Source organism: Leyella stercorea (assembly GCF_021531355.1).
In the GTDB taxonomy this organism is placed as follows: Bacteria; Bacteroidota; Bacteroidia; order Bacteroidales; family Bacteroidaceae; genus Prevotella.
The window spans coordinates 1-12,650 of record NZ_JADYTS010000081.1; the positions used below are offsets into that span (position 1 = coordinate 1).

The 12,650-nt window shown below is 49.3% G+C and carries 10 protein-coding genes and 1 pseudogene; 9 read left to right on the top strand and 2 right to left on the bottom strand.

Annotation, left to right across the window (positions count from 1 at the left end):
- The 9 genes and pseudogenes from I6E38_RS12740 to pflA form a co-directional block, all read left to right on the top strand.
- Positions 1–288 (top strand): transposase (locus I6E38_RS12740; RefSeq protein ID WP_235394350.1); only part of this gene is annotated, 288 nt, incomplete at its 5' end.
- Positions 289–314: 26 nt separating this feature from the next.
- Positions 315–1,424, top strand: a pseudogene (locus tag I6E38_RS12745) (IS1182 family transposase); the annotation flags it as partial.
- A 294-nt stretch (positions 1,425–1,718) separates the two neighbouring features.
- On the top strand, positions 1,719–3,776 hold the full coding sequence (gene htpG / locus I6E38_RS12750) for a molecular chaperone HtpG (protein ID WP_235394351.1): 2,058 nt from the start codon (positions 1,719–1,721) through the stop codon (positions 3,774–3,776).
- Between the two features lie 229 nt (positions 3,777–4,005).
- Positions 4,006–5,070, top strand: a complete 1,065-nt coding sequence (locus tag I6E38_RS12755; RefSeq protein WP_235394359.1) for a LacI family DNA-binding transcriptional regulator — start codon at positions 4,006–4,008, stop codon at positions 5,068–5,070.
- A gap of 42 nt (positions 5,071–5,112) precedes the next feature.
- On the top strand, positions 5,113–6,393 hold the full coding sequence (locus I6E38_RS12760; RefSeq protein ID WP_235394352.1) for a Na+/H+ antiporter NhaC family protein: 1,281 nt from the start codon (positions 5,113–5,115) through the stop codon (positions 6,391–6,393).
- A 6-nt stretch (positions 6,394–6,399) separates the two neighbouring features.
- Positions 6,400–7,152, top strand: coding sequence for a hypothetical protein (locus tag I6E38_RS12765; RefSeq protein ID WP_235394353.1), 753 nt, complete (start codon positions 6,400–6,402; stop codon positions 7,150–7,152).
- Between the two features lie 144 nt (positions 7,153–7,296).
- Complete coding sequence (locus I6E38_RS12770) at positions 7,297–8,568, top strand: serpin family protein (RefSeq protein ID WP_235394354.1); 1,272 nt, start codon at positions 7,297–7,299, stop codon at positions 8,566–8,568.
- Positions 8,569–8,579: 11 nt separating this feature from the next.
- Complete coding sequence (locus I6E38_RS12775; protein WP_235394355.1) at positions 8,580–8,759, top strand: hypothetical protein; 180 nt, start codon at positions 8,580–8,582, stop codon at positions 8,757–8,759.
- A complete protein-coding gene (gene pflA / locus I6E38_RS12780) occupies positions 8,756–9,478 on the top strand; it encodes a pyruvate formate-lyase-activating protein (protein WP_235394356.1) in 723 nt (240 codons plus the stop codon). The genes I6E38_RS12775 and pflA overlap by 4 nt, the downstream gene beginning before the upstream one ends.
- Before the next feature lie 48 nt (positions 9,479–9,526).
- Here pflA and I6E38_RS12785 read toward each other — a convergent pair whose 3' ends face one another.
- Positions 9,527–11,908: an ABC transporter permease gene (locus I6E38_RS12785; RefSeq protein WP_235394357.1), complete on the bottom strand. Its 2,382-nt coding sequence runs from the start codon at positions 11,906–11,908 to the stop codon at positions 9,527–9,529.
- An 11-nt stretch (positions 11,909–11,919) separates the two neighbouring features.
- On the bottom strand, positions 11,920–12,600 hold the full coding sequence (locus tag I6E38_RS12790; protein ID WP_235394358.1) for an ABC transporter ATP-binding protein: 681 nt from the start codon (positions 12,598–12,600) through the stop codon (positions 11,920–11,922).
- Positions 12,601–12,650 lie beyond the last annotated feature (50 nt).

Genomic DNA, 12,650 nt, shown 5'->3' on the forward strand with positions numbered 1-12,650 from the left:
TTGAGAATGATTTTCTCAAAAAATACTATTAAGGATGCTGCAAGACTTTCTATGGCTAAATGGTACAATAAAGTGGAAGAAGCAGGCTTCCGTTCTTTCAATGTTATCGCTGCAACATTCTATGAACATTACGATGATATTCTTAACTTTTATAAAAATAGATCATCTAATGCGGCAGCTGAATCCTTTAATGCGAAAATCAAAGCCTTCAGAGCATCGCTAAGGGGTATCGTTGATGAAAAGTTCTTTCTGTATCGACTTGCAAAGATTTATGCTTATCCCCACTAAATTTCCACTGAGCCGAAATTTTAACTATGGCAAAGTTACACTTTCGTTCTTATACTACCAACCAAACAGTCCTTTTTCCGCAACGAATCGATGAAAATATTGCAGAAAACGACCCCGTCCGCATTGTTTCCAGCATTGTGGACCATCTTGACATGAGTCCAGTCAACAAATTGTATAATTGTATGGGCAGGTGTCCGTACCATCCACGCATGATGCTCAAAGTCATCATCTATGTCTATATGAACAATATCTATTCATGTCGTAGGATAGAGCAATTGCTCCTGCGTGACATTCATTTCATCTGGCTGGCAGGATATGAAAAGCCGGACTTCATAACAATCAACCGTTTCCGCAACCGTTTGAAAGACGAAATCAATAACATATTCCCACAGCTTGTGCTCGTTCTTGCAGAGAAGGGGTTTGTAAGTCTCGACGTGGAGTATGTGGACGGTACGAAGATTGAGTCGAAGGCCAATAAGTATACGTTTGTTTGGCGTAAGGCAGTCGAGCATAACCGTGCCAGATTGATGGACAAGGTAAAGGCTCTGCTAGCCCAGGTTGACGATTGCATAGCACAAGACAATACCAAGACAGACGAAACGGTGGAATTTACCCCGTCACAACTTGCCGAAATATCCGCAGAACTTAATGCCTCGCTGTCCGACCCGCAAGTGGAAATGTGCAAGGAAGAAAAGAAGAAGAGGCGCAAGTTAGCCAAGGAACTCAAGGAACGTGACGATAAACTGGCTGAATATGACCGGCATCTTGAATATCTCGGTGACCGCAACTCTTATTCAAAGACCGATAAAGATGACACCTTCATGCACATGAAGGAGGATGCTATAAACGATGGCCTGACAAAACCCGGGTACAATCTTCAGATTGCAACCGAAAACCAGTTCATCACCAACTTTGCACTGTTTCCGACCCCTACAGACACCCTTACCTACATCCCTTTCATGGAGTCGTTCCGTGAACGTTATGGCCACTTTGCGTCAACGGAAGTGGCAGACTCTGGTTATGGCTCTGAGGAGAATTACGAGTTTATGGAGCTGAATGGCACCGCTGCCTATGTGAAATACAACCGCTTCCATATAGAGCACCGTCCACAGTATGTACCAGATCCATTCCGCTCGTAAAACTTCTATTATAACAAGGAGGAAGACTATTGCGTTCTTTTGTGGAGATATTCATTTTTTGTTTTATAGAGGAAAGGTAATGATTTTTATTACTATTCAGTTTGCAGTGTCAAGTTTTTTACATTATAATATTAATTACCTATATTTATATAAGCCGAAAACCGATAATCCACAACTGCCAAAAATCGAAAACGCTGCCGCTTTTTTGTAATGGCACGATATTTGTATAGTTGATTGCGAAACATTAAATTTCTAATTATTTGACAAAACAAAAAAACATACATAATAACTATGGCACAAAAAGGTAATATTGGAGTAACTACAGAGAATATATTCCCTGTCATCAAGAAATTTCTTTATTCAGACCATGAAATCTTCCTTCGTGAGATGGTTTCCAACGCTGTCGATGCAACCCAAAAGCTCAAGACACTTGCCGAGCGTGGCGACTTCAAGGGCGAGCTTGGCGACCTCACCGTTCGCGTAGCCCTCGATACAGAGAAGGGAACACTCACCATCAGCGACCGGGGCATCGGTATGACCGAAGACGAGATTAACAAGTACATCAATCAGATAGCATTCTCAGGAGTCACCGACTTCCTCGACAAATATAAGGACAATGCCAACGCAATCATCGGCCACTTCGGATTGGGATTCTACTCATCGTTCATGGTCAGCAAGCGTGTCGACATCATCACACGCAGCTATCAGGACGACGCAAAGGCCATCAAGTGGAGCTGCGACGGAAGCCCCGAGTTTGAAATAAGCGACGCCGACAAGGCCGACCGCGGTTCGGATATCGTGCTCCACATCGACGACGACTGCAAGGAGTTTCTCGAGAAGCAGAAGATTCAGGAGTTGCTCAACAAGTACTGCAAGTTTATGGCGGTTCCGGTAGCTTTCGGCAAGAAGACTGAGTGGAAGGATGGCAAGCAGGTTGAAACCGACCAGGACAACATCATCAACGACGTAGAGCCGCTCTGGACCAAGGCGCCCAGCACTCTCAAGGACGAGGACTACAAGAGCTTCTACCGCACACTCTATCCTATGCAGGACGAGCCGCTCTTCTGGATCCACCTCAACGTCGACTATCCGTTCAATCTCACCGGCATTCTCTACTTCCCGCGCATCAAGTCGAACATCGAGTTGCAGCGAAACAAGATTCAGCTCTACTGCAACCAGGTGTTCGTAACCGACCAGGTAGAAGGCATAGTGCCCGAATTCCTCACACTGCTGCACGGCGTAATCGACTCGCCCGACATTCCTCTTAACGTGAGCCGCTCATATCTGCAGAGCGACGCCAACGTCAAGAAGATTTCGAAGTATATCACCAAGAAGGTGGCCGACCGTCTTGCTGCAATCTTCAAGGACGACCGCAAGGACTACGAGCAGAAGTGGGACGACCTCAAGATATTCATCAATTATGGCATGCTCTCGCAAGACGACTTCTACGACCGTGCCAAGGACTTCGCCCTGCTCAAGGATGTCGACGGCAAGTACTTCACCTACGACGAGTACAAGACCCTCATTAAGGACAACCAGACCGACAAGGACGGCAATCTCGTCTATCTCTACGCCAACGACAAGGAGGGCAAGTACAGCTACATAGAAGCAGCCAAGAACAAGGGTTACAGCGTGCTCCTGCTCGACGGACAGCTCGACACTCCGATGGTTTCTATGCTCGAGCAGAAGCTTGAGAAGACACGCTTCGCACGTGTGGATGCCGATATAGTCGACCGTCTCATAGTCAAGGACGATAACAAGGAGAGCGAACTCGCCAAGGACGACAAGGACAGCCTTACCGAGACATTCCGCTCGCAGCTGCCCACAATGGACTATACCGAATTTTACGTTGACGTGCAGGCTCTTGGAGCCGACAATCTGCCCGTGCTCATCACACAGAGCGAGTACATGCGCCGTATGAAGGAGGCAAGCAAGTATCAGGCAGGCATGGCGTTCTACGCCCAGATGCCCGACGCCTTCAACCTCGTTCTCAACAGCGACCATCCCCTCATCAAGGGCGTGCTCGATGGCGAGAAGCAAGAGTGTGGCAGCCAGCTCAGTCCAGTCGATAGCGAACTCAAGGGACTTGAGGCACGCCTCGCCGTGCTCCATCAGAGCCAGAGCGGCAAGAAGCCCGAAGATATTACCCAGGAGGAGAAGGACGATGTCAAGAACACCGAGCAGTCTATCCAGGAGCAGCGCACAAAGCGTGCCGACATCATAGCTGCCTACGCCAAGGGCAACAAGGTGGTTCATCAGCTAATCGACCTCGCTTTGCTTCAGAATGGCATGCTGAAGGGCGCAGCCCTCGACTCGTTCCTCAAGCGTTCGGTAGATATGATTAAGTAATATTTATGTTGTAGTGTTGAGGTGTTGGAATGTTGGGATTTCATGATTTTATGTTGAAGTCTCATCATCCCATTACCTCAACACTACAACTTTTTTACCCCTTTTTCTCACTCCTTATTATCTTTTCTTACGCAAACGTTTGCATTTTTTTTAAAGAAATTTGTAACTTTGCACAGACAAACAATTTGTGTTATCACACAACCAACTTTTTACATCTCAGTTTTAATGTATAATGGATAAGATTAGAATTAAGGATATCGCCGAAAGGGCTGGAGTTTCGGTAGGCACCGTTGACCGCGTTTTGCACAATCGCCCCAACGTATCAAAGCCAGCAAGAGAAAAGGTTGAGCAAGCCTTGAAGGAAATGAAATACCAGCCCAATGTCTATGCAAGTGCATTGGCTTACAACAAGTCATACGTTTTCATCGCGCTCATTCCACAGCACGAGTCCGAAGCCTATTGGGAGGAAGTGGAGCAGGGACTGAAGAAGGCCATGGAGATGCGCCGTGACTTCCACATCGACGTCAAGCTCATGTTCTACGAGCGCTTCAACAACAAGTCGTTTGTCGATTGCTACACCCAATGCCTTGAGTCTAATCCAAATGGAGTCATCATCGTGCCCGTCGACATCGAGACCACCAAGGTGTTTACCGACAAGCTCCACGAGCGCCAGATACCTTTCGTTATGCTCGACTCCTATATGCCTGATTTGAAGCCACTTTCGTTCTTCGGTCAGGACTCCTTCTGCAGCGGCTATTTTGCTGCCAGGATGCTTATGCTCATCGCCTCGGGCGAGAAGGAGATAATGATTATGAAGCTCATGAAGGACGGTCACGTCACCAGTAAGCAGCAGGTCAATCGTGAGGTGGGTTTCCGCCATTACATGCACGACCATTTCCCCAACATCGAGATTCTTGAGCTTCATCTTCCATTCAAGGGCACGCGCGCCGAGTACGACAATATGCTGCGCGACTTCTTCGAGACTCACCCTAACGTTCACCATTGCATCACGCTAAATTCAAAGGCCCACATCATGGGCGAATACCTCCTGCGTAACAACCGCCGCGACATCCAGATCATGGGCTACGACATGGTGGCAAAGAATGCCGAGTGTCTGCGTCAGGGAAGTATCTCGTTTCTAATTGCCCAGCACGGCTACCAGCAGGGCTTCAGCTGTGTCGACTCTCTCTTCAAGGCAATAGTGCTGCGCAAGAAGGTGCAGCCAGTCAACTACATGCCTATAGAGCTGCTCACCAAAGAGAACGTCGACTTCTACCGTCGCACACAGCTCTAAAGGGGCCGTCACTTCCTCATACAAACATATTAACACATTGAAATGAGTAATCGTAAAGGATTGTTGGCTTTAAGCCCGTTGTTTGTCTTCGTGACCATCTATCTGGTTGCGTCCATCATAGCCCAGGATTTCTATAAAGTGCCCATAAGCGTGGCATTTGTCATAGCAAGCATCTACGCAGTTGCAATCTCTTACAAGAACGGACTGCGCCAAAGCGTGGACATCTTCAGCAAGGGAGCCAGCAAGAGCAACATCATGCTCATGCTGTGGATTTTCATACTGGCAGGAGCCTTCGCCCAGTCGGCCAAAGCCATGGGTTCGGTTGATGCAACGGTCGACTTAATGCTGTCGCTGTTGCCCGACAATATGCTTCTGCCGGGACTCTTTCTTGCCACCTGCTTCATATCCCTCTCTATAGGTACAAGCGTCGGAACCATCGTGGCGCTCGTGCCCATAGCAGCCGGATTGGCACAATCTACAGGCTCGCCCGCTGCCCTGCTTACTGCCGTTGTGGTGGGCGGAGCCTTCTTCGGCGACAACCTATCGTTCATCTCCGACACCACTATTGCCGCCACAAGTTCGCAAGGATGCAGCATGAGCGACAAGTTCAAGGTGAACTTCTTCATCACGACCCCAGCCGCCATCATTATCCTCGGCGTCTATACCTTCATGGGGATGCACATGAATACTACCAGCACACCTCATCCAGTCGATATAATGCGCGTAATTCCCTACATCGCCGTACTTGCTACAGCCATAGCCGGACTCAACGTCATGCTCGTGCTCACCATTGGCATCCTGCTCACAGGCATAATCGGCATGCTCAGTGGCGCCATGGGCGTGTTCGACTGGTTTCATGCAATGGGAGAGGGCATTATGGGTATGGGTGAACTCATCATCGTAACCATGCTCGCAGGAGGCATGTTCGAACTGGTACGACACAACGGCGGCATAGATTATATCATCGCCAAAATTACCCGCCACATCCACGGCAAGCGTGGAGCAGAAGGCATCATAGCGTCGCTTGTAGCCACTATAGATGTCTGTACCGCCAACAATACCGTGGCCATCATCTCAACCGGAGGCATAGCCAAAAGAATCTCACAGCAGTTTGCACTCGACAGCCGCAAGGTGGCAAGCATCCTCGACACAAGCTCGTGCGTAATGCAATGTCTCATACCCTACGGTGCACAGCTGCTCATGGCTTCAGGACTCTCCAAACTTAGCCCAGCACAAATCATACCTTATCTGTATTACCCCTTCGCCCTGGCTGTATGCGTGCTGTTCACCATAGTATTCCGACTGCCAAGACGTTATAGTTAGTGACACATGGACATCATCAAGCGAAACTTCTTCTGTCTACTCCGCTACGGAGCCTTCAACGAGTATGAACCCGTCGAAAAGATGTCAGCATACAAGTGGGGGGTGCTCCAGCGCATGGCGCAAGCCCACTATGTTGAGGCCATAGTCAATTCGGCACGCGACAACACACGCTCGCAGTGTCCCACGCTCTGCGTGCCTGATGCCGGACTCTCGCGTCTGTGCAACGGATTCCTCAACCGCCGACTACGAAAGATTCGTGCCGCTGAACCAGACTCCGCCGAACCCTCTATTGAGACACTCAATATGCTCGACATCATCGTGCAGACCACAGAGCGCCTCATCCTCCATGGCGTCACCTACGCCCACATACTCAATATGGGCATCTTCCTGCGCAGCTATGGCGACCGCATCGACTACGTCAAGCTTGAGAAGTGGCTCCTGCAGCTCAATATCCTTTCCATGGCAGAGCTTGAAGCCAGTATTCTCATATACACCTTAGGGTTCCAGCAAGACGAGATACCCTTCGTGCGCCGTGTCATCCCTGCCGCCTACAACATGGCGCTTAACGCCCTCCCTTCAGACGATGCCGATGAGGACACAGCCACGGTCAGCGGCCGCCATATCTTCACGCTCAACAGCGGTGGCAAGCTCACTGTGACCTTCCTCAACTGCCAGCGTTGCTTCTTCTATGCACCCATTGAGTCCGTCAGCGTGTTCCTCACCCAAATAGCCAGCTACATCGCCAACATGGAAGAATAGGAGACAATGTGTCCCCGCCGTAGTCTGCGCAATTATCATAATGAAAGTTAAAATACCTATTCCTTATGCAACATTTCATACACCTTTGCATTCTATTTAACAGAAAGCAACATAAGTATGAACAATAACAACAATAAAGCATTTATGAAGAATTTAATGATTTTGGGCTTGTCAGCAATGATGTTAGCCTCGTGTGGCACCACACAAAACAAGCAGAATATCAACAGCGATATCAATGCAAAGACAGAAGCAACCCACCCCCTCGACAACATGGACAACGAATATCTGATACTCTCCGACGCTCAGCAGAGCATCGTCAACCGTGGCAACCAGTTTGCACTCAACCTTTTCCGCACTCAGGCAGGCATGGACTCCAAGGTCATTTCACCCCTCAGCGTGTCGTTTCTTATTGGCATGCTTGCCAATGGAGCCGATGGCACCACCAAGGACGAGATGCTGTCTACTATCGCTGGCGACAAGAACCTCTCTATGGCTGAACTCAATGCTACCTACGCAGCCATCCTCCGCATGGCTGCCAATGGCGACAAATTCACCACTGTCAACATCGCCAACTACATAGCCCTCAACAAGGGCTTTAAGCTCAAGAGCACCTATACCAGCACCGTAAGCAGTAAGTATGCCGCTAATGTCGAGAACCTCGACTTCGCGTCGCCAAAGGCTCTCAAACATATCAATCAGTGGTGCTCCAACAAGACCAACCGTATGATTCCTTCCATAATCGACCGTCTCAATCCCTCCGACGTTGCCGTACTGCTCAACGCCATCTACTTCAATGGTTCGTGGACTCATCAGTTCCCTAAGAAGAATACCCGTCTGGAGAACTTTCAGGGCTACACACGCGACATCAAGAAGGTTGATATGATGCATCAGGAGCGTAAGTTCTTCTATGCCGACAACAACCGCTTTACTGCCGTCGAACTGCCTTATGGCAACGGCCAGTACTCCATGACCGTACTGCTGCCCAATGAGGGCGTTTCTATCAACGACATGATGAAGCAGCTCACGGCTACCGAGTTTGCCAAGCTTCAGCAGCAAATGTCCGAGTGCATTGTCGACCTGAAGTTGCCACGATTCTCTACCACTACCAGTATCAGCCTCAACGCTCCCCTCTCTGCTCTTGGATCTAAGACCATGTTCACGGGCAGTGCCGACTTCAGCGGTATGGCTGACGCAGGAGTGTTCGTTTCTGCTATCTTGCAGAAGGCTAAGATTGAGATCAGCGAAGAGGGCACTAAGGCTGCTGCCGTAACTGCTGGAGTAATAGCGCTTACCGCGCTGCACGAACAGCCACGTCACGTAAAGTTCCACGCTAAAAGACCTTTCGTGTATACTATCAACGAAAAGAATTCTAACGCTATCTTGTTTATAGGACAGTTTACAGGGGAAGAGGAATAAACGAATCAATTATGAAAAAAAAATATATAAAACCACAATCAATTGTAATTGACATTATTATAGAGCCGTTTCTTGCAGGATCGTTACATAGTTACGGAATTAATAGTGAAGGAAATGAAGGCAATTTTATTTGTGATGAATCCGAGGATGAATACGAAGAAAGTAAAAATCCATGGGAGGATGCAGTATGATAGGACGAATTCATTCCTTTGAGTCTTTTGGAACCGTAGACGGTCCTGGTGTTCGTTTTGTAGCCTTTATGCAAGGCTGTCCGTTGCGTTGCCAGTTCTGCCATAACCCCGACACGTGGGACCCTCATGGCAAGTGCCAGTATGAGTTGGAGCCGAGGCAACTGTTGGACGAAGTGGTGAAGTATCGGTCGTTTATTAAGAGTGGAGGAGTGACGGTTTCGGGTGGCGAACCGCTTATGCAGGCCGACTTTGTGGCAGAGTTCTTCCGGCTGTGCCATGCCGAAGGGCTGCACACGGCACTCGACACGAGTGGCGCAATAATAACCGAACGGGTGAAGGACGTGCTGGACAATACCGACCTCGTGCTACTTGACGTGAAGACGATGGACGTAGAACTGTACCCCCGACTGACGGGAGTGCAGCAAACCAACAATCTGGAGTTTCTCGATATGTTGGAACAACGGCAGAAGCCTACATGGATACGCCACGTGGTGGTGCCGGGACTGACCGATAACGACGAGTGGCTGCGACGACTGGGCGAACACGTGACAAAATATGACTGCGTAGAGAAAATAGAAATCTTGCCCTACCACACACTCGGTGAATATAAGTACGAGAAAATGGGAATGAAATATAAGCTTGATGGCGTGCCGGCAATGACGGCAGAACGTGCACAGAAAATAAGAAAAATAATGGCAGAGTATAAGCCGTGCCAATAATCAAATAGAGGGTGTGCAAAAATAGAAATGCACACCCTCTCATTGTTTTTATTCGGTCTTGATGCTCTCTACCGGATTGGCTGTTGCCACGCGCCACGACTGTATTATTACGGTAATGACGACGACAGCTGAGACGAGGACGAACGACAGAGGGAAGAGCCACCAATGTATTGGCGTGTGCTCGGCGAAGCTCTGCAGCCAGCTGTTGCTGAGCCACCAACCTACAGGTGCTGCCACTACGAAGGCTACGACGAGGGGTAGGGCATAGCGCATGGCGAACAGACGAACTACGGAGCCTATCGAAGAGCCCATCACCTTGCGTATGGCTATCTCCTTGCGACGGTATTCCGTCTCGAACATCGTAAGCGAGAACACACCTATTATGGTTATTATGATGCAGATGATGGCGAACAGCTTCACCTGCGAGATAAAGCGGAACTCTTCTACATAGGTCTGCTGCAGGTCGTCGTCAAGGAACCACATCTCATACTTCTGCGAACCGTCCAGCCTGTTCAGCACCTCGGCTATGCGCCGTTTAGCCTCAATCTTGTCCTGATTCTTGGCTACTCGCACGAACACCTGACCACAACGGTCGCCCCATTCTGCCATGTCCGGACCGAAGATGACGAATGCCACAGCCACATTGCTGTTGTCGCAGCGCATAGACTTGAGCTTGAAGTTGTTGCAGACACCAACTATGTTATAATTCGACTGACTTCCCCAGTTGCTCTGACGACCAATAGAGTCGCCCACGACAAGCCATTTGTATTGCGCCATAGCTGTCTTGTTGAGCACGTAGGCACCCGTCTTCATGTCCGATTCGCGGAAGTCGCGACCCTCTACAATCTTCAGTTGCATGGTGCGCAGATATTCATAGTCGCATGGCAACACCTGAAGCACCATGTGATGATCGCCATCGCCGCGTCCCCAGCCCATATAGCCGTCGCTTGTGCCGATGGCATTCTGCGCAAAGCCGACGCTCTCCACGAACGGCAACTTCTTCAGTTCGGCACGTACGGCGTCTTTCTTGGCCTTCGCCTCATCCGACAGCCATGTGTAGAACACTTCGTTCTTGTTGAATCCGTAGTCGCTGTTGAAGATGTAGCTCGACTGGCTCGACATCACACCTATATATATAGTCAAGGCAAAAGCCAGGCAGAACTGTACAGCCATGATAGCCATGCGCAGACGTCTGCCACGTGGCGAGAGCCCGAACGAGCCTTTCAACACCATAGCAGGCGTGAACGACGTGCTGTAGAATGCTGGAACAACAGCCGACAAGGCACCCACGACGAGAGCCGAAACAGCCATTACCGCAGCAAGAACCATGTGCGATGAGAAATGGATGTCGCCCGAAACGAGCTTCATGCAAGTCTCGCTACGTTGGAAAGCAATGACGAGGACGATGCCTATGAGTAGCGCGACAAAGGCGAACATCACGTTCTCCATTATCATCTTTAGGCGCAGACTGCCTATAGACGCTCCCATCACACGGCGGGTATTGATGCCACGCATGCGCATAGGAATCTCGGAGAGCGAGAAGTTGAGCAGATTGAGCATGGCAATAAAGAGCACGAAGACGGAAGCCACGGTAAGAACCCCCACCAGATTGCGGTTGCCCTTATCTTGTTTGCCAACGCCAGAGAAATATATGTCGTCCATCGGAGATATGCGGAATTTCATGTTGACCTCCTTGTCAAACCTCTTCTCGTCTTTCTCGCTTACACCGTTGACTTTCATAAAGGCGAGTTTTATGGCACGCTCCACCTTCTTGGGGTTGGCACCATCGTCAAGTAGCATATAGACATTAAAGCTCCATTCGCTCCAATCATTCATCACACTCTCGTTCTCGCATATATACACGCCGTTTGGCAGGGTGCAGTTGTCGGGCATATCCTCGCTCACACCTACCACGGTAACGGTAGTTTTGCTTCCATCGCCATTTTCACCCTCAAACGTCTTGCCTGCTGCGTTCGCCGTGCCGAACATCTTCTCGGCTGTGCTTCGGTTTACAATAACATTATATCCTTCTCCACATGTTTTGCTTGAACCTGACAGCAGCTTGCCAGTAAAGAATTCTATGCCAGGTTTGCCCATATTTATCGAAGGAACAGTTATGGTGCGGTTGCCCACCTTGACGTCTGTCTCGTTTACATACGGACTGATATAGGTAACGTTCTTAATCTGCGGTATATCCTTGAGTATTGTAACAAACGGGCGACATACATTAGCTCCCCATACATCGCCAAAGTTGCCATATATCTCCAGACGATACATGTGCTCGTAATTGTGTATGTTGTGGTTGTAGGTGCGGTTGTATATCACCTGCGTCATGAACAGATAGAACGTGGCTACGGCTACACCCAAGCCCAGGAGATTGAGCAGGGTGGCGAGGCGGTAGCGACGGAACATATATAATAAGCTTTTCATATCTTCTCAACTTAAATGATTCTCTCGTTGTTGTCTACAACCTGTCCGTCAAACAGATTGATAATTCTGTTAGCCATCATAGCGTCGTGCTGCGAGTGGGTAACCATCACGATTGTTGTTCCCTCGGCATTCAGCTGCGTTAAGAGTTCCATTACGGCAAGTCCGCTCTTCGAGTCGAGATTACCCGTAGGCTCGTCGGCAAGTATCAGCTTAGGCTTGCCCACCACGGCACGTGCTATAGCCACACGTTGCTGCTGACCGCCCGATAGCTGCTGCGGATAATGCTTGGCACGCTGGCTGAGTCCCACCTTGCGCAGAATCTCCGTTACGCGCTCACGACGCTCTTTGGAAGGCACTCCGAGATAGCGTAATTGCAGGTCGACATTCTCCTCAACCGTAAGTTCGTCGATAAGGTTGAAGCTCTGGAACACGAAGCCTATTCTGCCACGACGATACTTGGTGCGCTCGCTCTCCTTGAGCTTGCCCACGGGTTCGCCATCGAGCCAGTACTCTCCGCTATTTGGATTGTCAAGCAGACCAAGGATGTTGAGCAGAGTAGACTTGCCGCAACCGCTCGGTCCCATTATCGCTACAAACTCGCCGTCTTCGACGTTAATGCTAACACCGTTGAGAGCAACGGTCTCCACTTCCTCAGTACGGAAGATTTTTGTAAGGTTTTCTGTCTTTATCATAATATTTATAATTATAAGCCTAAAAGCATCTCCCCCGGCCCCTCTCAAAG

Bases quoted from the DNA above. Each gene is read 5' to 3' on its own strand.
- htpG (WP_235394351.1), top strand. From the start codon at position 1,719: ATGGCACAAAAAGGTAATATTGGAGTAACTACAGAGAATATATTCCCT.
- I6E38_RS12760 (WP_235394352.1), top strand. From the start codon at position 5,113: ATGAGTAATCGTAAAGGATTGTTGGCTTTAAGCCCGTTGTTTGTCTTC.
- I6E38_RS12765 (WP_235394353.1), top strand. From the start codon at position 6,400: ATGGACATCATCAAGCGAAACTTCTTCTGTCTACTCCGCTACGGAGCC.
- I6E38_RS12770 (WP_235394354.1), top strand. From the start codon at position 7,297: ATGAAGAATTTAATGATTTTGGGCTTGTCAGCAATGATGTTAGCCTCG.
- I6E38_RS12775 (WP_235394355.1), top strand. From the start codon at position 8,580: ATGAAAAAAAAATATATAAAACCACAATCAATTGTAATTGACATTATT.
- pflA (WP_235394356.1), top strand. From the start codon at position 8,756: ATGATAGGACGAATTCATTCCTTTGAGTCTTTTGGAACCGTAGACGGT.
- I6E38_RS12785 (WP_235394357.1), bottom strand. From the start codon at position 11,908: ATGAAAAGCTTATTATATATGTTCCGTCGCTACCGCCTCGCCACCCTG.
- I6E38_RS12790 (WP_235394358.1), bottom strand. From the start codon at position 12,600: ATGATAAAGACAGAAAACCTTACAAAAATCTTCCGTACTGAGGAAGTG.